Below are 20,711 nucleotides of genomic sequence, written 5' to 3'. Positions count from 1 at the left end.
GTGGAGTCTCAGAAACCGGGTTTCTTATTTTAAATCTCGGTATTGTGGCAAAAATTGGAGGCAGTTACCCGGTTTCTTGGTTTCTTTGCCGTTATTTACGCGATCGTCACTCAATCTTGGCAATAATTTCTCACATATTCCCTAAATACTGGAGACAATTTAAACACAATTTTATCCGACTTAATCTTTGTGACTATATATCTGTATTTTAAAGATTGTAAACCCTTAACAAAATCCACTGAAGACAAAGCTAAATTTTCTTTTAACTCTTCTCTCGACATAGGGCGATCTAATTTACTGAACTCTAAAATTATTTGCTGTTCTATTGGTGATAATCTGTTAAATAAATTATTAAAACAAAATTGCATATTTTGAGTAATAACCAAGCTAGTTTCTGCCAAAAAATCTGCTGCATCACCATCATAAACATCTTGAATTAAACTGGCAATATCTTTTAAGTAAGTGGGATTACCTTCATAAAGCTGAATTAATTTTAACCAACTATCTTGATTATTTAAACCTGTATTGTCTAAAATATTAATGTCATCTAAACCTAATAATTCTAAAGCTTTAACGGGATATAGGCGATCGTCTAAACATTGCATATCAGCACATTTTTCTTGACTGATTAAGATAATATTACTTTGATGTTCTGTTTCAGCGATCGCTGTGAAAAACTTTTGATAATCTTTAGATTCAGCTTGATATTGTCCAGCAAATTGTCCCGGAGTAAAGATATGCTGCACATCATCAATAATTATTAAACATCGCTTTTTTTTAAATAAATTTAATAACTGGCTAACCGGCGAATTTTTTAAAATTTCTGGAGTTTCAACTGTGGTTAATATTTCGGTGATAATTTGATTTAAGGAGGGAGTTAGTTCAAGATTTTTCCAAATAATGACTTCAAAGCTATCTAAGTTTAAATCAATAAATCTTCTAACTAAAGCAGTTTTGCCAATTCCTGATAATCCTAGAACCGAGATTAAAGGAGTATTTTGATTAAATATCCAGTTATAAAGGGTTTGTAATTCAGTTTCTCTGTTATAAAATTTGATTACTTTAGGCGCAAAGGTTAAATCGCGATAAGATGATATTAACTTCTTATGAGGCTCACTTTTTTGAGTATTATTTTTTTGAAAATTATTGTCTAATATCTGTGGAGGATATACATTATTATTTCCATTAATATTATAAACATTTAAAGAATTGTCACATGATTTAATATATACTCTTTCTAATGTAGAACGAAAATTAGTTTTTTTTATATCCTCACCTAAAGCTTCAGACAAAAGTTTCCATAAGTCACCCCCCACTTCACCAACATGACTTTTATTAAAACGATTCTTTTCGCCAATCTCATTATAGGTGTCTCCTTCATAAGATCCTTTAACCACAGCCCTCTGCACATCATCGAGGTGTTTTCCGGTGTGTTGATAAACTAGGCCATCCACAAATTGTAAAATTTCCGTTACATCCATAAAAGCCATATAGGGTAAAGGTTACAGCTATTATAGCTTACCTTGATCCCGATTTTTCCGTGCTTTTCCGTATTTTTGCTTAACACTTTGTAACAAAACTCCCGTAAAAATCCGAATTTTTGGTATTGAAATCAGAGGAATGAGTAGATTATCTTGATAAAAACTAGGTTTAAGCTAGAAACAAAGGACGAAAGGATAATCAAATATGAAAACAGCAACACCAATCGCAATGCTTACCCGTGATGAATTTGATCTGGAAAAAAGAGGATATGAACCTATACCCGATCAATGGGATTATAATCCCAAAACTCAAGTTTCATCATTAATAGAAATGGGAGGACCAAGTGAACCTACTACAACAAGTTTAGTAGCGAAGACAACTGGCACAATTAATCGCGATAGCGATGAGTCTAATGATGATAAAGGTACTGATTAAAATGAGATTTTAATTCTTATAGGGTGGTTCTATTTATTGTTAAAACCACCTTAATAAAATACAATTTTAGCATTAAATATGTTTCAAAATCTACAACTTAGAAACGCTGTAGCTGAAATAGATCGGGAATTTTATCTAAAGTGTTTTTTATCTGATAAGTGGTCATTACCATTTGACTTAAATTTACATAATTCTAATCTTGATAAAGAACAATATATAAATCAAAAAATTGATGGTCAATATCCAGATGTCATTCGCCTGATGGTTTATGATTTGAAAACTCTTAGCCAAATTGTTTTTGGTAATATTTTAATAGAAGATCGTCAAACAAAAAGATGTTCTTTAGTTGGAGGAGTCGATCCAGATTTACTAGCTAAAGGTTATGGGTCGGTTGGACTTTACTTTTTTCTAAAATATATTTTTTTAGAAATGAAAATGAATAAAGTTACTTGTCAAGTTTATAGTTTTAACTTTCCGAGTTTTCAACTATTAGCAAATTCTGGGTTTCAATTAGAAGGAATTTTAAGACAACACGCTTTTAATTATATTACACAAGAATTTGTAGATGTCAAAATTTATTCTTTGCTAAAAAATGAATTTCTTGATAGCCGTATTTGTCAAACATTCGCCAAATTAAATTACTAAAGAATATTATGTCAAAACAAATAATTTTAATTGTAACTTCTAAAGAAGATTCTCATGCGGATTTAGTGATTTATAAACTTAATCACCGTAATTTACAAGATAGAGTCATCAGATTAAATACAGAAGATTTGTGGTCAAACACAGAAATAACAAGTAATGGTTCTGATTTTGATGTTAAAATTGTTGATTCTCAACGTATTTTTAACAGTCAAGATGTTTTAAGTGTCTGGTTTAGAAGACCAAAAGATATAGAAGTTTCTCATTTGGAAGAAGGAAGTCAAGCCTTTATTAAATCTCAATGTAATGCTCTTTTAAGAGGACTTTATTTTTGTACTCATGATACAGCAATGTGGGTTAATCCTTTACCTTCTCTCCATCGAGCTAGAATTAAATTACAGCAACTACAATTAGCTAAAAAATTAGGTATGAAAATACCGAAAACTTTAGTGACAAATAATCCTCAAGAAGTGCTTAATTTTTTTGAAAAAAATCCAAAAGTTTGCACAAAAAGTTTAGATGAGCCTAGTTTTGAAATTGATGGACATATTTTTCCTTTTTATACTCGTCTTATTGATATTAATGAAGTTAAAGACAATATAGAAGGAATAAAAATTTGTCCTACTTTATTTCAAGAATATATAGAAAAAACTTATGAGTTAAGAATTAATGTTATTGGCGATCGCATTTTTGCTTTAGCAATATATTCTCAAGATAATGAGCTTTCTCGGATTGACTTTAGGGGGTTATCACCAGCAAACATGAAACAAGAATTAGTAGAAATTCCTGATATTTTAAAAAAACAAATTTTTCAATTTGTTAACCATCAAGGCTTAGTTTTTTCAGCAATGGATTTTATTGTTACTCCTAATAATGAATATATTTTCCTAGAAAATAATTGTAATGGTCAATGGCAATGGGTGGATGAAGTTGCTAACGGAAAACTAAGTGAAGCAATGATTGATTTATTGTTAATATCAAAAGTCAAATAAGTTTGTAGGGTGGGCAATGCTTTTTTAATGTTTTATTATCACTAACAATTTAGATACACTGCCCACCTTAAATTTACATTGTAGGGGCATGACAACATCAAATATGATACATACAGTTAAATTTTAAAATATCATGCCCCAATTTTGTGATTTAAATCATTAATTTAATTATCAATTATTGATGGGTTTGGGCATCGCATTTTTTAGGTTATTTATTAGTAAAATAAGAATAAATTAACGATGCCATGCTGCTACATTTGTTAAAAATCAGTTGATTAATAAAATTTTATAAATCCACCCAATTCTCTAAATTCAAACCCTCAACCCTAGCTAAGTCAGTATCATTAGAAACCACAATTAAATCTTTGACCATCGCAGTAGCCGCAATTAAAATATCCTCAGTTTGAATCGGTAAACCCCTTAATCTCAGATTGGCACGCCACTTGCTCTACTTGGGGAGACCCCAAGACCGCAGTGGCTCATGAACTTCTGCGGCTTTTTCTAAAATTGCCAAATCATCTAAAAGAATAATCGGATATCTTTGACAAAAATCCTCAAATCTTGCCCGTTGTTTAGGAGCATCAACAGCTAAAAATCCTCTCCTAATTTCAAAATAAGTTATGCAACTCATAAAGATGCTTTTTCTTTGAGCTTTAAGTTCTCTAATTTTTTGATTAATTGAGATATTATTCTTAATAGCTAAAGAAAAAATATTAGTATCAAATAAGTAATCCATAATCGCCTATTTTCGTTTAATCGCGTCTTCAAAAATTGCCATTTGTTCGGGAGTAAAATTTTCTCCAATCTTTGATAAAAGTTCTATGGCTAATATGCCACTTGAATGTTGTTTCAATTCTTCATCTGACATACTATTAAACTCATCAAAAGGTAAATTATCTTCAAATAACTTAACTAAAAGCTTTACCATTTCTGAATAATTCAGATCCTCCTTGAATAAAGGATCCTCTTCCATCAAAAGGGAAACGATATTTTCAATTCTTTTAACCATTGATTCTTGTCTAATATCTGTTGATAACATAATTATTACCTCTCTACCGTTGATGACTATTATATCAGGTTTTTGAATTTTCGGCCATATCATGCGATAATGCGATCGCTCATCTATCCTAACATAGACATCTCCAAATATCCTTGCGGTTACACTTATCATTAATTACCATTATTGGTAAGATAATTTTTAGGGTTAGGGGTGCGATATGCGATCGCTTTTCTGGTAGGAAGATATGCGATCGCTTTATAACTCTGACCAATTCTCTAAATTCAAACCCTCAACCCTAGCTAAATCAGTATCATTAGAAACCACAATTAAATCTTTGACTATCGCAGTCGCCGCAATTAAGATATCTTCAGTTTGAATCGGTAAACCCCTTAATCTTAAATTAGCATGGATCTCGGCGGCTTTTTCTAAAATTGCCAAATCATCTAAAAGAATAATCGGATATTTTTGACAAAAATCCTCAAATCTTGCCCGTTGTTTAGGAGCATTAACAGCTAAAAATCCTCTCCTAATTTCAAAGTAAGTTATACAGCTAATAAAAATATTTTCTTCTTTAGCATCAACAGCTAAAATTTTTTGCAAAATTTGAATATTTTGCTTAATTGCCAAAGACACGATATTACTATCTAATAAATAATTCATAATTATTTCCGTTTAATTGCGTCTTCAAAAATAGCCATTTGCTCCGGGGTAAAATCTTCACCTATTTTAGCCAAAAGTTGTACCGCCATCATTTTATCACAACGATTTTTTAAGCTTTCCTCTGATATACTATTAAATTCTTCAAAAGATAAGCATTTTTCAAACACTTCAGCTAAGTGTGCCACGATTTCTGAATAATTCAGATCCTCTTTGAATAAAGGATATTCCTCCATCAAAATGGAAACGATATTTTCAATTCTTTTAACCATTGATTCTTGTCTAATATCTGTTGATAACATAATTATTACCTCGCTTTGATGACTATTATATCAGGTTTTTGAATTTTCGGCCATATAATGCGATAATGCGATCGCTCATCTATCCTAACATAGACATCTCCAAATATCCGCTTACAATTATCACTAATTACCATTATTGGTAAGATAATTTTTAGGGTTAGGGGTGCGATCGCTTGTTTGTGGGAAAAGTGCGATCGCTTTATAACTCTGACCAATTCTCTAAATTCAAACCCTCAACCCTAGCTAAATCAGTATCATTAGAAACCACAATTAAATCTTTGACTATCGCAGTCGCCGCAATTAAAATATCTTCAGCTTGAATCGGTAAACCTCTTAATCTTAGATTAGCACGCCACTTGGCGCCAGTTGACGCCACTTGCTCTACTTGGGGAGACCCCAAGACCGCAGTGGCTTCTCTACTTGGGGAGACCCCAAGATCGCACTGGCTTCTCTACTTGGGGAGACCCCAAGACCGCAGTGGCTTATGAACTTCGGCGGCTTTTTCTAAAATTGCCAAATCATCTCCTAGGGAAGGGGCAACGGGGTGTGGAGCAGAGGGGCAGAGGATCTTCTGGTGCTTCTGGTGCTTCTGGTGCTTCTGGTGCGGGGGAGAGCAACCAAAGAATCCCTACCCAAAGAATCCCTACCCAATAATCAATAATCAATAACCAATAACAAAAGGGCTCAGATTACTCTGAACCCTTTTGCATAATTTTGAAAAATAAAAGTTGCCATTTGTTTAATAGCGAAAATTAAAGGAGCTAATCAACCGCAAGCATGGATAAAACTTGAGATAAGTTCATATTAACGCTGGTCGAAGCTTTCGGCGGACTCAGGTTGAGGACTAACTGAAGTAAGCCGGTAATAATCGCCGCTTGAATAAATTTTTGTAACATAATTGGGTGTCTCCCATATCAGAGCAGTATCAGCCAGAAACTCTATATAAATAGAATGTAGAAAATACTCATAAGTTTCAGACCCCGTTATGTGCCACTGTTTCAAGTGGCTAACGGTAATGACACTCCCTCAAACCGGGCTACCGGGGAAAATATTCTTTTTTTATTGCCCGTTCAGACCATCTCTAGCGATCGCCATTCTCGCAAAAAGGAGGTAAGTCATAAGATTAATCTCAGTCTACGCCACTGGAAGTCATCAAAACTGATGCCTGAATCACAAAAATGATTAGAATTTGAGTGGACGAGGCGCAGGTCTTGGGTGGGCGAGGGTGGGCGAGGGTGGACGAGGGTGCAGAAAACAAAGATCATATTAAACTACACTGAACAATCTCTCGACTGGCACTGACAAAGGATTACTCAATGGTTCCGTTAGTGGATGCAGTCGAGGGAAAATTTTCCTAAGAGGGAGTATCAATTATACATACTATAACATAGTACATAAGGGGTTTCACCTATCATCGGAGAAATTACAGATTTTGCGGGAAATTTTTGCGGGAAATTTTTGCGGGAAATTTTTGCGGGAAATTTTTGCGGGAAATTTTATTTGATCCTTCTGCTGGTAAGCGGGAATTATTTGCTCCTCGATTGCAGTTGCAGTTGCAGCGATCGCTCTGGGTCAATTTGGATGCCGGGGAAAGTCTGATGAGAAACCGGGTTTCTTTGTATAATCTCTGCCACCCCACCAACATTCTTATAGAAACCCGGTTTCTTTGCCTCTAAGTTCGGCCAGAATACCCAACGACTGCCCGGAGGTAAATTATTAAGACTTTCTGGATTTTGGGTGAGCCAAATTACAGGAATACTGGGTAATTCTGCTGAGGTCGGTTCTTGGGCATTGGTGGCGGCTAAAGTTTCCAAAACTCGGCGGTTGCCATGAACTAAACCTGTGGTGGCAGTCCAAAGTCGGACATTCATTTGATTTCGACTGGCGTAAAAATATAGCGAGGCAGCGGCAATGACCGCTTGTTCAAAGTAGTCAAAATTCCACGGACTGCCACTATCAAGGGCGATCGCTACTTCTTGTCCCCCGGTGGAAGTTTCTAATTCTCGGACGCGGAGTTCTCCGTAACGCGCACTACTACGCCAGTGAACCATGCGGATCGGATCGCCATAGCGGTAGGGTCTCAGGTTCCGGGTGATTCCTTCGTTGGCGTTATGGAATCGGCGATCGCTTTGATTTTGGTTGGTTTCTTGATCGCCGATATTTTCGATCAGGGGACAGGTGTTTAAGGGTAAAACTTTGGGATAAACGATCGCCGTTGCCGGGACTTGGCGCGATCGCCGACACCAAAATAAGCCCAAAGGAGTTCCGGTTCTCAGTTGGACTTCATGCCAATGGTAAACTCCCCGTCGTTGGGTTGGTTGATAATAAACCCAGCGATAAACCTGATTTGCGGGAATTTCTTCGATCGCGGTGGTTACGGGTTCGCCCAAGACCCAAGGTAAAATATCTTGGATTTGTAATAGAGTTTTCGGTTGGGACGTAGGATTGGTAATTTCTATTTCAATTCTGAGGTCATCCCCCGCGCTAATGGGTTGAGTAGAAATACGGTGAAGTTGCAAAGAACGCAGCGATCGCACGGGCAACACCGCAGCGATCGATAAAAGTGCGATCGTCACCCCACTAATCACATACAACCAACCGGACATAGTATTAGTAGCCGCCCCAAAGAAGAAAATCGCCAAAGCCAACAGTAACCAACCGGCATAAGCGGGTGTGGCCCACCGAGTTTCCAGCCAGTTGGCAATTTTGTGGCGGATTTTCTCACGGGCTTTTTTGGTAGAGATGCGATCGCTGTGATTCATATCCATGTTTATTCGGCCTTGTTGCTACGTCTATAAAGGGATTTTCTAGGACAATCTTAACTTTATGCGGTCGGAAAACTCCCATCTGCCTGTAGGGGCGATCGCTTTTCTGCCAACTCTAAGAAACCGGGTTTCTTTTTTGGGTGATAAAGATAACTGTTGGTAGCCCAGAAGAAACCCGGTTTCTGGGTATATGCGATCGCTTTTCTGCCAAGTAGGGGCGAAGCATTCCCGCAAAAAGTCTCCGCTTTTCACCAATAACCTATATACGGGAATGCTTCGCCCTCCGGGATAATCATAATAATATATCTGCCTGTAGGGGCGATCGCATTCCCGCAGAAAATCTCCGCTTTTCAAGTCTAAGAAACCGGGTTTCTTTTTTCGGTGACAAAGATAACTGTTGGTAGCCCAGAAGAAACCCGGTTTCTGGGTATAAAAACATTGGGTTCAGGGCGAAGCATGACCGGAATAAATTTCTGGTTTTAACCGATAAATTATTTGCGGTCATGCTTCGCCCCTACAATTATATAAAATATATAAAATAAATAAAATAAAAAATCAAACCGGGGATGGGTTTCTATTCGCCTATCTGTCCGACTTGGGTCGCCCCACCAAATTCAGATCGCAATTAAAACCCATTCATTTATCAATAGCTTGGCCATTTTATTGACATATAAACCACCGGACACAGGAATACCCTGTTAAGTAGGTGGGCAGAAATAAATGCACCACAGACCATATCAAAAGAAAAACTGTCATTCCCGCGAAGGCGGGAATCCACAGCCTATCGGCGGAGAACGAAAAGTGCAATTAATTATGTTCACCTACTTATAAGTTGCTGAAGATATTGTTTATAAATAAGGATTCCCAGGGTCTATTTTCCTTAAACTCGCAATCGCTTGCCTACGGATATCTTCATTCCGAGTAGTTTGGATAACTTTAACCAAACCCGCGATCGCCTCAGAATTGCCTTGTCCGATTTTCCCTAAACTCTCAATTGCCTGCCAACGGGTAAATTCATCCTGAGTAGTTTCGATAACTTTAACCAAACCCGCGATCGCCTCTAGATTGCCTGAATCGATTTTCCCTAAACTCTCTGCTGCCCACCAACGGGTATATCCATCCTGAGTAGTTTCGATAACTTTAACCAAACCCGCGATCGCCTCCGGATTGCCTTGTCCGATGTTCCCTAAACTCTCAATTGCCTCCCTACGGGTATTTTCATTTCGAGTGGTTTCGATAACTTTAAGCAAACCCGCGATCGCCGCTGAATTCCCTGGATCAATTTTCTCTAAACCCACTGCTGCCTGAATACAGGTATATTCATCCTGAGTAGTTTGAATAACTTTAAGCAAACCCGCGATCGCCTCCGGATTGCCTTGTCCGATGTTCCCTAAACTCTCAATTGCCTCCCTACGGGTATTTTCATTTCGAGTGGTTTCGATAACTTTAACCAAACCCGCGATCGCCGCTGAATTCCCTGGATCAATTTTCTCTAAACCCACTGCTGCCTGAATACAGGTATATTCATCCTGAGTAGTTTGAATAACTTTAAGCAAACCCGCGATCGCCGCTGGATTGCCTGGATCGATTTTCCATAAACTCTCTGCTGCCTCCCTACGGGTATATTCATTCCGAGTAGTTTCGATAAGTTTAACCAAACCCGGGATCGCCTCTCGATTGGCTGGATCGATTTTCTCTAAACTCCGAATTGCCTGCCAACGGGTATATTTATCCTGAGTAGTTTGGATAACTTTAACCAAACCCGCGATCGCCTCCGGATTGCCTTGTCCGATGTTCCCTAAACTCTCAATTGCCTCCCTACGGGTATTTTCATTTCGAGTGGTTTCGATAACTTTAAGCAAACCCGCGATCGCCGCTGAATTCCCTGGATCAATTTTCTCTAAACCCACTGCTGCCTGAATACAGGTATATTCATCCTGAGTAGTTTGAATAACTTTAAGCAAACCCGCGATCGCAATAGGATTACTTTGTCCGATTTTCTCTAAACTCCGAATTGCCAGCAAAAGGGTATATTCATACTGAGTAGTTTCGATAACTTTAAGCAAACCCGCGATCGCAATAAGATTACCTTGTCCGATTTTCCCTAAACTCCGAATTGCCTGCCTACGGGTATTTTCACTCTTAGTAGTTTCGATAACTTTAAGCAACTCAGTGATTTGATTCTGAGTTTCTTCATCCTGGGGAGTATCCGGGGGACTGGCAATCAGTTCTAACAACTCTGGAGGAATAGAGATAGTGATATTATTCCCCAAATCAACTCGATCGCCTTTAATCGTTAACTGAATAATTTCACCTTTTGCCTCCTCATATTTCTTGCGGCGATAATGCCCCATTGCGCGGGCAAAAATCAGTAACTTTTCAAACTCTGGAATCGGTTGATGCAGCATTTCCGTCAGAGTAACCAAGCGCATTAAATCCGCTTGATTCTCTCCAAGCGCCCATTCAAAAGCTGCCACCAACATTCTCACCGACTCTTGTGGATTAATATAAGCTAAAGCCGCCCAAGTTTGAGACTCCGCAAAATCTTTATAATAAAAATCAGGATGATTTAAATCCCGTCGTACATAAGCCAGCAACAACCCCGCCACTTCTTGCAAGCGTTCTTCCCCAAATCGGCGATTCTGCTTCAACCTTTCCAGCAACTCTTGGCGCACGGTTTGATCCATTTCATAAAGTTCATCCCCCACCTCATCACAAAGACTAGAAAGGATTAAATCCGACACCGCAATCCAAGGAATCCCCAGAAATTTTTGTTCAATATCCCTTTGAAAATTTCCCCAGATACAATAGAGTAAATCTGGGGTTAAAGCCAAGGGTAAAGCCGCATGGCAAGCTAAATCAAGATGGGCAGAACCAAACCTTTTTTCAAAAGCAGCAATTCGCCGTTGGGCAGCATCAATTTTCATAGTTAATTAATAATATTATTCTGATTATTTAAGTAGGTGAACATAATTAATTGCACTTTTCGTTCCGCGCCGTAAATCCTTGGATTCCCGCCTTCGCGGGAATGACAGTTTTTCTTCTGATATGATCTGTGAGTAAACTCCTCGTAGGTTGGGTTGAGGAACGAAACCCAACATTGATCTGTGAGTAAACTCTTCGTAGGTTGGGTTGAGGAACGAAACCCAACATTTTTCTGTTAAGCATTGCTTTATTTCATGTAGGAACCCAATGCCCAATCTACGTTATAAAGCTGATGCTAAATTATCTCTTTTTCAGATAGTTTTGGAAATCTTCTCCGGCTTCTCTAACATCTGGATCTTCATGTTGTAACGCTCGTTGCGCTAACCTTTCAGTCAGGCAATGGTCAATCTTAATATACAGTTCTAATAACCGCCGATACTCTTCATCCGTCCCATCAGTCAACCACTCCTCTGCACTGTTTTCAATATTGGCTAATAACCAATTTTTCGGCAGAGAAAGAATCGCTTCTCGGCATAGTTCAATATCGGCATGAGCAACAGTGGCTAAAGAGACTAAATCATTGAATAAACGCTGACGTTCTGATAAATTTAGGGAAAAAAATAATCGTAATGCCGTACCTCTTTCTCTGGGATTTTGTAATCCTTGTTGAAGCATGGCTACTCGGTCTGTACAACTGTTCAGAAATTCTTGACGACTCTGAATATAGCCTAATTCTCTGGTGACAACGGATTGCCACAAGTCAATATTTTGAGTAGTTAATTGTTGACTTAGCATAATTCTCCTTTTTTACTTTTTAGGTTTTAAGTTATTTTAGTTCTTTCTTCCCAACGTAAACCCACCCACTGTTTAGAAATTTATCCACAAATTCTGTGAATAGCATTTTTCGGTTAGGATAGATAGTATGATGAGTTGGTGAATGAGGACCGCCAACATCTCGGCCATCAGCGATTACGTCAAGACCTTCAGGCAACAGAGTATTTTTCTCTAGTCTATGATAGTGTCCGGTCAAAGGTGCAGAGTCAATATCTGCAAAAGTTGATGCACCTGTTGGGGGTTGGGTTGGTTGAACCTGATTATTTTCAACCGCAATATCTTTACCCTGACGTGGTGTACGAGGACTCTGTTTGTTGCCAAATGTGTATAGTGTTGTAGATAGTACAACTTGCTTAAGTCCATTAACAGACTCTTTAGGTTCTATGGGTTGACCATTGATATTATTATCGATCGCCACTGATGTTTTCTCGCTTTGATTAACTGTTCAATTTTATATCAAGTTTATATCAAGAATCCCTCGTTCCTAGGCTCTGCCTGGGAACCAGGAGTAAATCTAGATTAACTAAATAATTGATTTCGTAACTCTTCTCGATCTAAACCCAAGTGATTCGCTACATCTTTTAAAATGGCATTTAATGTACCAATTTTTAAAGGATTATGAGCCGGAATAGTAATGTGATGTTCTCCCTGTTGCTGTGTAGTTAATCGAATATGGCTCCCGGTTTGATGGCTAACCTCATAACCAAATATTTTGAGATATTTGACTAAATCTTGACCGGATAGATCCCTAGGTAATTTCACGATGCAATCACCTCCTCTTGGACAATATGCAGCCTAATTATTTTAGGTCGTAATGCTTCATCAGGAAAATGACAGCGAACGGCATCTTTAATTTCTGTCTTGAGAGTTTCCAAATCATCAGCTTGGGTAATAATCGATTCCCCTAGGGCTTTGGCAATATATCCAAATTCGAGATCAAGTTCTACCAAAAAAATAATTTCATTCATCGCTGACATAACCTCCAATATTAACCTCCAATATATCGATCGTCTTAATCCATGTTCCCAGGAAAAACCTAGTCACCAGTAATTAACCAGTAATTACCAAATTACCCCGTAACACTTTAATGGCATTTTTTAAACCAACTTTATCGCACTCAAACATAGGCATAAACTGAGCAATTACTCCCGCACTTGTCCCAGCCCAACGGTCTTGGGGAACCGGGTTCAACCACGCCATATAGCGTAACTTTTGTCGCAACTGCCGGATAAATTTTTCCGTGAATTCTATTCTTTCTTCACTATAACCTCCCCGGGCTGCCCCGGCATCACTAAAAATCAATACAGAGGAATATATAGGCGATAATCTATCCAAGACTTGATCAATCGTTAAATAATCTAATCGGGCGCGATCGCGATAAAGAAAATTTACCGGACAATTGTGGAAATAATACACCTGCGATCGACCCAACCGTCCCCCTCGCATTGCCGTTTCCTTAATTCTATCTCCCAACCGATGAAACGCCACCATTGAACCATCAATATCCAACAACAAAACCAATTCCACTCGATTAACTCGTCGGGGAACTAACACGGGATTCAAGAAAAATCCCTCTTGAGAAATCTGTTTGATCGTCGCTGCCACATCCACTTCAACCTTTGGGCTTTCGCGGATTGTGCGGCGTAAATAACGCCAATTTTGTTTCATTTCCCGACCCGTCACCGGCAAATAATCCGCCAACAACAGATAACTAAATTCCCTTTGTTTGCTTTTGGCAACCTGTACCTCATTCTGAAATTTTAAAGAAATTTCAGGCGCAAAATCCGTATCGTGATTTACGACAAAATCCTGAGTCAATCCTGTAACAGATTGCTCATCTTTTTTCAATGACGGACTGGGTAATGGACTCGGTGATGGACTGGGTGATGGACTCGGTGATGGACTCGGTAATGGACTAGAATCGGTTATTGGTTGTAGTTCTGGCTTTGAAGTATCTGAAGTATCTGAAGTTAAATTATCCTCAGTTTTTTGCGGAAAATCTGGGGGGACAATTGGGGCTAATGTCACCGTTTCCTTAAGAATTGGTTCTCCTATTCCCTCCATAAAATAACTCTTAAAGTAAGCCTCAAAATAATAGTCAAAAATCTCGCTTTCTTTCTGAGACTTAACCCATAGACTTTTGCACAATCTCCCTAAAGCCTGTTTGTCACCTAAACCAAAACCCGCCATCAAAGATTGTAACAAAAGTTGATAGTCATCAATGCCCAAAACAAAGCCAACCTCCCGGAGGCGATCGAACAAATCTCGCAAAGGCAAATCATTAACTTGCGTCGGGTTAATTATCATCATTTATTTGCTATTTCCCTCCTCAACTCCCTTTACATAACGGCGATACTCATCCCAGCGTTTCAACAAAACTCCCAAATAAGGAAGCCGACCATTTAATTTACCCCTCACCTCATCTTGGGGATAGCGTCGCAGAATATCAACCCAATCAATTAACTCGCTGGTACTCACCTTTTTAGCCCCTTGACCTTTTTCTTCCTGCAAAAATTCCCGCAAATCGGAAAACTTATCTACCGCCGTTTCTATTAAGTCTATTACAGGATTATCCTTAGAAATATTAAAATGTGCCAGAACAATCTCAATCAAACGTTCTCGCTGAGGAAACTCAATATAATGAAACAAGCAACGACGCAAAAAAGCATCCGGCAAATCCCGTTCCGCATTACTGGTAATAAAAATAATTAGCGGATGCTTGGCGATGATTTCCTCCTTAGTTTCGGGAATGGTAAATCGCTTTTCGTCTAACTCCAACAGCAAATCATTGGGAAAATCAATATCCGCTTTATCAATTTCATCAATTAATAAAACGGTTCGCTGTTGATTCATAAATGCCTGACCCAGCAGCCCCCAATATCGATAACTTTTAGGGTCATCTAGACGCTGAATTTCTTCTGGGTCGGTGACGCGATTTAGGGCTAGTAATTGAGCATCCCGCAATCGGCCTAAATTATTATAAGTATAGAGTCCATCTTGGGCTTTGCTGGTGGATTTAATATTCCAGGAAAGATACGGTAACTTTAACTCAAATGCTACCGCTTGCGCTAATTTAGTTTTGCCCGAACCGGGTTCACCTTGCAATAACAAAGGACGCTGGAGGGTAATAGCTAAATTAACCGCTTCCACCAGTTCATCACTGGGTAAATAGGGATAAATAATCAGCCCTTTTTCATCCTCATGCCCTGGGGGGGGTTGGACTTTTCCGGTATAGTTTAGCGTTAGGGTTGGTTCTAATATTTCAGCCATTTTGATTCTTGTTCCTCCCAAGTAATATTACAACGTTGACAAATTTCTTCGATAATATATTGATGATTTCCCTCACTTTGTGCTAAAATTTCATCTACAACCGTTTGTTGCGCGGGCAAATTTTCATCACGGAGATGTTTTTCTAGCCAACAAGATAATTCCATCGGGGGAATCGGTTCTATTTCCTTAAATTTAATCAGCGTTCGAGGATGCCATTTTGCGGTAATTTCTTGGGTACAGGGGATGTTCCAGTCATTCGTACATCCGTCGAAGTCCAGCAAAAATAACAGTAACCGATAATTGTAACAGGTTGGATTATTTTTTTTGTTGTAGGCTAAATCCGCTATGGGTTGCCAAATTTCTTTTAGAAATTTTTCCAAATAAGCTTCGTCAAGATTATGGGTATTGTCAAAAATTAAAATTACCGTTTGCGATCGCCATAACTCACAGATTTTTTGAGCAATATCTAAAATAGCCGTTGATGAAATGCCAATTTTCCGGCTAATCTCTTTACAAATACTGTCTAGAGAACCGTTTTGAGTAGTGCGAGAAAAGCTAATTTTTCTCACATACTTATCAGGGCCGCCATTGGGCACCTGATGAATCAATCGATTCATCAGCCATCGTGGGCCACACTCTGCCGACCCATGAATTAAACAAGCCCCAATTTGGTGGTGGGTGACAAATTCTTCAAACAGCGATTGTTGTTTAGTATAGTCAAGTTTTAGTAAGGCTTTATATAACTTTAGGTCAGGGGGTTCGCTGGTTTGTTCCGGTTGACTGTTTCCATATATTAGCGAAGATTCCTCAGTTAAACCAAATTCTCGATCCACTAAATCCTTAATCACTGCTAATTGTTGATTTTTATTAGCTGCCTCCTGATTATACTTAAGTTTTATAGAAAATCGCCAATAACCAGTCCGACCCTCGATATCTTTAGGTTTTCTTTTATCTGTAAATATTCCTAAATCTGTCAAGCAACTAAAAATATCCTGAAAAGCTTGTGCGTGCTTATTATTATCCCACTTTTGATAATTGATGGGAGTATTATCTTGATTTTCCGGTAGCCTTAAAGCTTTCTCATCCTGCCAATACGCTTTCATTAAAATCCATAAATCCTTTTTGGTGGTGCCTGGTTCTTGCTTTTCTTTACGTCCGGTTCTTTTGCTGGTGACAACTCAAGTCTCACCGGATATGAACAACTGATTTGCGTCTTTTCGTAGCCATTCAATTTTAAATGTATTCTCCAGCCGATCTTCTGCAATACTAATCTCCCCATAAGCCAGGGCAAGTATTGCCTCAACAAATTTTAAAACATTGCCCCTGGTAATTTCGTGATTGCCGTATTTTCGTGACATTCTGACGTTTTCAGTAAAATTTGCGGTTGCTGGGGCTGGGTGAGTCAGCCCAAAGGCACTGGGTTGATTCAAGCCTCAAAGCTAATCCTACCATAAGGTTCGCGATTTGTTTGGGCAGTTTGGATTGGGCAAAGCCCAAAGAAACAATTCACCTAAAAGGCACAAATCAAAGCCAGAGGTGAATTATGGATAGCCAACAAAGCAAATGGAAACAACGGCAAGCCCTGGAAAATTGCTATAGCAATTTTGTTGAACCTTACGTTAATCAATTTATTGAAGTGAATACACAGTCTTTACCGGATGTTCCGGTGACATCATATTCTGGATTATGCTTTACATCAGGATGGCTACTGCTGACGCTTTTGTGTTGTGTGCGGATGATGCGTTGGCAAAGGAAATAACCCCCACCAAGAACCCGGCGATCGCGCCTCAAGCTAAAAAAGAAACCGGGTTTCTTTGGTGGATAATAAAGATAACTGTTGTTAGCAAATAAGAAACCCGGTTTCTGCCGAGATGAGAAACCGGGTTTCTTTCGTGCATAATAAAAATAACTGTCGATCGCAAAGAAGAAACCCGGTTTCTGAGAATTGGGGTTGACTGTGGGGATGAGAAACCGGGTTTCTTTGGTGCATAATAAAGATAACTTTTGGGAGCTTTCCAAGAAACCCGGTTTCTGATAATTGGGGTTAACTGTGGGGATGAGAAACCGGGTTTCTTTGATAAATAATAAAGATAACTGTTGATAGCTTTCCAAGAAACCCGGTTTCTGGTGTTCGGTTTAATACACAGAATCAGCACACGGCGAAAGCCTATGTCCCTACTCTCCAATTGGTGAAACCGTCTATTGGACAGTCCATTAGACAATTCTGGCAAAATTTCGGTTAGCCATTGTTGAACCGTCAACCAGGGGTGAGGGGGGTTTCCCCAATCGAACCAGCCACGTGAAAATGCAAACCTCATTTCCTGAAAGTTAAGCTTTCCGTATTTCTACGGAATTGTTACATTTTTGCTGGTGCAAAATTTGTAAATCCTGGTCAGAAAGACGCTGCCAATTCGCCCGCGCTAGGGCAGCGTAGTTCAGGTTCTCTGTAACTGCGGCTGGGAGGCGATCGCGCAACCCATCGAGCCGTTCTTGCACATAATTAATTTGGACTTCCCACTGAGAGCGCAGTTGTTCAATCACCTGCATTCTGGCATCGTCCAAAGCCTGCAAATGAGCATTAGCCGCAGCCCAATTCCCATCATTCACAGCCTGTCGAGTCTTTTGCAGCGCTTGGTTGGCAGTTTGAGCGTCCAAAAGTCCTTGATTTACCAAAGCCTGATATTCAGACTCAATATTGGGGAGTCGCGATTTTAAATCTTGAATTTTGCGTTGAGCATCCCTGTCCTCTGGCTCTACCGTAGGACGGGATGGTGGTGACTTAACCGTAACTTTAGACTTACTGGCATTAGCGCGAACACGCGATCGCAGGTCAGCAATGCGCTGCTGAACCGCTTGCTCCCGTTGACGGGCCGCTTCCTCTTGGCGTCGCACTCTTTCCTGGTAAGCATGAACAGCCTGAGAACCCAAATTGGCGATCGCGACTCCAGCCGCCAAAACCGCCCCAGTAGCCAGTATCACTCTTGCTGCGGGGGCAACCGTTGCCAAAGCCGCACCGAAGATACTGGGTGCAGCAACACCAGTGCTGGCAGGGGCTGCGGCAGCGCCAGCCACGATCTCGTATGCTTTTATCCCACTCATAATTTAATCCTCATCAACATGAAACCGACCTGATATGCAGCCCGGTGTAATTTGGCATTTCTGGGCTGCTGGATAGAAACGAGTAATAAAATTTTCTTAATTGCAATATCGCTAATTTACCAGAATATTTTCAGTTCATTTTTCTCTCGGTTTTGTGTCAGCTTTCGCTCATTTTTTGCTGCAATTAGATCAAATGTAGGGGCGAAGCATATAGCCCTGCGGGCATGGCTTCGCTTACCGGGCGACAATTTCTCAGATAAAACCATAGATTTTATCTCCGAATGCTTCGCCCTAAAACATATCCGAATGCTTCGCCCTAAAACTGAACTGGACAATTGCGGCATAATCTGTTAATAGTCAAATGGGAACGACAAACAAAAGTTAATCGGCGCAAGCCGAAGCGCCCCTACATAAAATTTTGGCGACGGTAGGGGCGCTTCGGCTTGCGCCCTAAAATATTCGCGATCGCCCTAAGATGCCTCGGCTTTGATTACTATTACATTGGCTATAGGCGGAGAGCATCTTTGTGAAATACAAAGTCTCTATGGATTCCCCCCTGCCCGGGAATAACAATCTGAAAGATTTCCTCTTTTTATGCTTGCACGCAATCTTACTGTTGACAACTATACTTAGGAGTAATACTTAGGAGTAATTTAGTGTAAAATAACAATTATTTACCAAGTTAATTGTGGGTAAAAAATGCTAATTTAGTGGCAAAAAGAGTAAAATGGTCTAAGATAGTGTTAGTGTAATCTTAGACAGAAAACCACTTTGATCTATGCACGTTCAAGAAGTCTTAGACTAGACAGACCGGCTGGTATTCGAGAAAACGGGAAAGCAGACTTTCTGCAAAAAATCGTGCTTGAAGAGACTTGGGCAGGCAAGAAGTACCCCGAAATTGCTCAAAACTGTAATCGCGGCCACGATCGCATCAAAAAAGTGGCCAGGAAATTATGGCAATTAATCTCAAAATAATTGAGAGAAGATGTTAGGCAATCTAATTTTCGTTCTATAGAACAGGTAGAATATTCCAATATATTAAATTTTCGTTTCGGTGACAGCGTACAAATTGCTAATTTTAACTTCTGTAAGGAACATTGCCCTTATCCCAAAGTAAAGAAAGTAGGAAAATTGCGATCGCCCTCTGCCAATTCCTCCACAAATTACCCTAGCAAACAACCAGAACAAAGTCACAATTTAACCGAAGCCCCGGAATGGGAGCATCATAATAACCGCCGTGCAGAAATAACCACCCTAAAAAAGTGGATTTTGGATGAAAAAATCCGCATTATCACTATCTTTGGCTTGCCGGGAATGGGCAAAACCACCCTCCCTAGAGAACTGGTAGAACAAATTAAAGATAACTTTGACTATATTCTTTGGCGCAACTGTAGCGAAACTCTCAGCCTAAAATCTTTCCAAACCAATTTAATCGAGTTTTTTTCCCAAAATCAGGAAACGAAATCATCATCCCCGATCGACTATTTGCGTTTAAATCGTTGTCTCATCATTCTCGACGACTTCCAATAACTCTTTGCCCCTGAAAAATTCGCAGGCACTTATCTCCCAGAAGCCGAAAGTTATGGTAAGTTATTAAAAGAAATGGCGCGTAAAGCGTAGCTATCGCTTTAGCGAATCGCCTCACAAAAGTTTCTTCCTAATTCTGACTTGGGAAAAGCCCACAGAAATTGCCACCTTAGAAGGAGAAAACCGCCATTGCCGCAACTTACAAATGGGTGGTTTGGCAGCAGCAGCAACCGAAATATTGACCAACAAAGGGTTAAAGGATGAGGATAAATGGGGGAAACTAATCCAAATTTATAGCGGCAACCCGTCCTGGTTAAATATCGTTGCCGCTACCATCGAAGACTTATTTAACCGCAGCGTCGATCGCTTCTTATCTTATCCTACCTTATTTCTCGGAGACTTAGAACCCATCTTAGAAGAATATTATCAACGGTTATCTGAACCTGAAAAAATAGTCATCCAATGGTTAGCCAACCAAAAAGCAGTAGATATTTCCCAAAAACCAGGAGTAGGGGCGATTCACGAATCGCCCCTACCTTTATCGGATGCTGACTTCATCAAAGCCATCAAATCTTTAAGAAAACGGGGTTTAATCGAAAAAGCCACAGATAACGAATCGTCCCTTTTCGATATTCCCGCTTTGGTGAAAAATTATGTGAAAAATTACTCATAAATAAGGACACGGCAATGCCGTGTCCCTAGGGGTATGATGGCGCTAGAGAAAAAATTTCAGCAAAATCCCTCTTTAATATATCTCTTGCAAAATACCTGTTTCGATCCC

The 20,711-nt window shown here is 39.4% G+C and carries 25 protein-coding genes and 1 pseudogene; 6 read left to right on the top strand and 20 right to left on the bottom strand.

Going from position 1 to position 20,711, the window contains the following annotated elements:
* Positions 1–110: 110 nt before the first annotated feature.
* Positions 111–1,481 (bottom strand): ATP-binding protein, encoded by a 1,371-nt coding sequence (locus AM228_RS00795; protein ID WP_054464279.1) that lies wholly within the window; start codon positions 1,479–1,481, stop codon positions 111–113.
* Between the two features lie 205 nt (positions 1,482–1,686).
* Between AM228_RS00795 and AM228_RS00790 the strand changes: the two genes are divergently transcribed.
* From AM228_RS00790 to AM228_RS00780, 3 genes are all read left to right on the top strand, one after another.
* Positions 1,687–1,917 (top strand): hypothetical protein, encoded by a 231-nt coding sequence (locus AM228_RS00790; RefSeq protein WP_156331442.1) that lies wholly within the window; start codon positions 1,687–1,689, stop codon positions 1,915–1,917.
* A gap of 78 nt (positions 1,918–1,995) precedes the next feature.
* The gene (locus AM228_RS00785) at positions 1,996–2,562 is read left to right on the top strand and encodes a GNAT family N-acetyltransferase (RefSeq protein WP_054464182.1); all 567 of its coding nucleotides are present in this window, start codon (positions 1,996–1,998) and stop codon (positions 2,560–2,562) included.
* Between the two features lie 8 nt (positions 2,563–2,570).
* Positions 2,571–3,551: an MvdC/MvdD family ATP grasp protein gene (locus tag AM228_RS00780; protein WP_054464181.1), complete on the top strand. Its 981-nt coding sequence runs from the start codon at positions 2,571–2,573 to the stop codon at positions 3,549–3,551.
* A gap of 286 nt (positions 3,552–3,837) precedes the next feature.
* Here the strand turns inward: AM228_RS00780 and AM228_RS36620 are convergent.
* From AM228_RS36620 to AM228_RS35885, 6 genes and pseudogenes are all read right to left on the bottom strand, one after another.
* A pseudogene (locus AM228_RS36620) lies at positions 3,838–4,287 on the bottom strand (type II toxin-antitoxin system VapC family toxin).
* A 6-nt stretch (positions 4,288–4,293) separates the two neighbouring features.
* Positions 4,294–4,590: a hypothetical protein gene (locus tag AM228_RS00770; protein WP_054464180.1), complete on the bottom strand. Its 297-nt coding sequence runs from the start codon at positions 4,588–4,590 to the stop codon at positions 4,294–4,296.
* Positions 4,591–4,806: 216 nt separating this feature from the next.
* Positions 4,807–5,211 carry a type II toxin-antitoxin system VapC family toxin gene (locus AM228_RS00765; RefSeq protein ID WP_054464179.1) on the bottom strand — a complete coding sequence of 135 codons (405 nt, stop codon included), beginning with the start codon at positions 5,209–5,211 and terminating at the stop codon, positions 4,807–4,809.
* Between the two features lie 2 nt (positions 5,212–5,213).
* Positions 5,214–5,510, bottom strand: a complete 297-nt coding sequence (locus tag AM228_RS00760) for a hypothetical protein (protein WP_054464178.1) — start codon at positions 5,508–5,510, stop codon at positions 5,214–5,216.
* A gap of 199 nt (positions 5,511–5,709) precedes the next feature.
* Positions 5,710–5,886 (bottom strand): PIN domain-containing protein, encoded by a 177-nt coding sequence (locus AM228_RS00755; RefSeq protein ID WP_197285183.1) that lies wholly within the window; start codon positions 5,884–5,886, stop codon positions 5,710–5,712.
* Positions 5,887–6,271: 385 nt separating this feature from the next.
* A complete protein-coding gene (locus AM228_RS35885; RefSeq protein WP_255353123.1) occupies positions 6,272–6,406 on the bottom strand; it encodes a hypothetical protein in 135 nt (44 codons plus the stop codon).
* Between the two features lie 91 nt (positions 6,407–6,497).
* Between AM228_RS35885 and AM228_RS31535 the strand changes: the two genes are divergently transcribed.
* Positions 6,498–6,692: a hypothetical protein gene (locus AM228_RS31535; protein ID WP_156331441.1), complete on the top strand. Its 195-nt coding sequence runs from the start codon at positions 6,498–6,500 to the stop codon at positions 6,690–6,692.
* Between the two features lie 344 nt (positions 6,693–7,036).
* Here AM228_RS31535 and AM228_RS00745 read toward each other — a convergent pair whose 3' ends face one another.
* The 13 genes from AM228_RS00745 to AM228_RS00690 form a co-directional block, all read right to left on the bottom strand.
* Complete coding sequence (locus AM228_RS00745) at positions 7,037–8,272, bottom strand: DUF58 domain-containing protein (protein ID WP_054464278.1); 1,236 nt, start codon at positions 8,270–8,272, stop codon at positions 7,037–7,039.
* A gap of 45 nt (positions 8,273–8,317) precedes the next feature.
* On the bottom strand, positions 8,318–8,629 hold the full coding sequence (locus AM228_RS31530; RefSeq protein ID WP_156331440.1) for a hypothetical protein: 312 nt from the start codon (positions 8,627–8,629) through the stop codon (positions 8,318–8,320).
* Between the two features lie 494 nt (positions 8,630–9,123).
* Complete coding sequence (locus AM228_RS00735; RefSeq protein WP_054464173.1) at positions 9,124–11,202, bottom strand: HEAT repeat domain-containing protein; 2,079 nt, start codon at positions 11,200–11,202, stop codon at positions 9,124–9,126.
* 298 nt (positions 11,203–11,500) lie between these two features.
* Positions 11,501–11,995, bottom strand: coding sequence for a hypothetical protein (locus AM228_RS00730; RefSeq protein ID WP_054464171.1), 495 nt, complete (start codon positions 11,993–11,995; stop codon positions 11,501–11,503).
* Positions 11,996–12,026: 31 nt separating this feature from the next.
* Positions 12,027–12,452 carry a hypothetical protein gene (locus tag AM228_RS00725; protein WP_199317400.1) on the bottom strand — a complete coding sequence of 142 codons (426 nt, stop codon included), beginning with the start codon at positions 12,450–12,452 and terminating at the stop codon, positions 12,027–12,029.
* 101 nt (positions 12,453–12,553) lie between these two features.
* Positions 12,554–12,796, bottom strand: coding sequence for a type II toxin-antitoxin system HicA family toxin (locus tag AM228_RS00720; protein ID WP_054464170.1), 243 nt, complete (start codon positions 12,794–12,796; stop codon positions 12,554–12,556).
* Positions 12,793–13,002 carry a hypothetical protein gene (locus AM228_RS00715; protein ID WP_054464276.1) on the bottom strand — a complete coding sequence of 70 codons (210 nt, stop codon included), beginning with the start codon at positions 13,000–13,002 and terminating at the stop codon, positions 12,793–12,795. The genes AM228_RS00720 and AM228_RS00715 overlap by 4 nt, the downstream gene beginning before the upstream one ends.
* A gap of 82 nt (positions 13,003–13,084) precedes the next feature.
* Entirely contained in the window at positions 13,085–14,344 is a 1,260-nt protein-coding gene (locus AM228_RS00710) for a hypothetical protein (RefSeq protein ID WP_054464167.1), read from the bottom strand.
* The gene (locus AM228_RS00705) at positions 14,345–15,304 is read right to left on the bottom strand and encodes a MoxR family ATPase (protein WP_054464166.1); all 960 of its coding nucleotides are present in this window, start codon (positions 15,302–15,304) and stop codon (positions 14,345–14,347) included.
* The gene (locus tag AM228_RS31525; protein ID WP_156331439.1) at positions 15,289–16,407 is read right to left on the bottom strand and encodes a hypothetical protein; all 1,119 of its coding nucleotides are present in this window, start codon (positions 16,405–16,407) and stop codon (positions 15,289–15,291) included. The genes AM228_RS00705 and AM228_RS31525 overlap by 16 nt, the downstream gene beginning before the upstream one ends.
* Before the next feature lie 75 nt (positions 16,408–16,482).
* Entirely contained in the window at positions 16,483–16,662 is a 180-nt protein-coding gene (locus AM228_RS00700; RefSeq protein WP_054464163.1) for a hypothetical protein, read from the bottom strand.
* A gap of 265 nt (positions 16,663–16,927) precedes the next feature.
* Positions 16,928–17,416 carry a hypothetical protein gene (locus AM228_RS31520; protein WP_054464162.1) on the bottom strand — a complete coding sequence of 163 codons (489 nt, stop codon included), beginning with the start codon at positions 17,414–17,416 and terminating at the stop codon, positions 16,928–16,930.
* Between the two features lie 216 nt (positions 17,417–17,632).
* The gene (locus AM228_RS00690; RefSeq protein WP_054464161.1) at positions 17,633–18,403 is read right to left on the bottom strand and encodes a hypothetical protein; all 771 of its coding nucleotides are present in this window, start codon (positions 18,401–18,403) and stop codon (positions 17,633–17,635) included.
* Between the two features lie 975 nt (positions 18,404–19,378).
* Between AM228_RS00690 and AM228_RS34770 the strand changes: the two genes are divergently transcribed.
* Positions 19,379–19,933, top strand: a complete 555-nt coding sequence (locus tag AM228_RS34770) for an NB-ARC domain-containing protein (RefSeq protein WP_231636517.1) — start codon at positions 19,379–19,381, stop codon at positions 19,931–19,933.
* A gap of 202 nt (positions 19,934–20,135) precedes the next feature.
* The gene (locus AM228_RS34765) at positions 20,136–20,603 is read left to right on the top strand and encodes a hypothetical protein (protein WP_231636516.1); all 468 of its coding nucleotides are present in this window, start codon (positions 20,136–20,138) and stop codon (positions 20,601–20,603) included.
* The last annotated feature ends 108 nt before the right edge of the window (positions 20,604–20,711 follow it).

Origin of the sequence: Planktothricoides sp. SR001 (assembly GCF_001276715.1) — a bacterium.
Taxonomy (GTDB): Bacteria; Cyanobacteriota; Cyanobacteriia; order Cyanobacteriales; family Laspinemataceae; genus Planktothricoides; species Planktothricoides raciborskii.
This window is presented reverse-complemented; position numbering and strand designations above follow the sequence as displayed.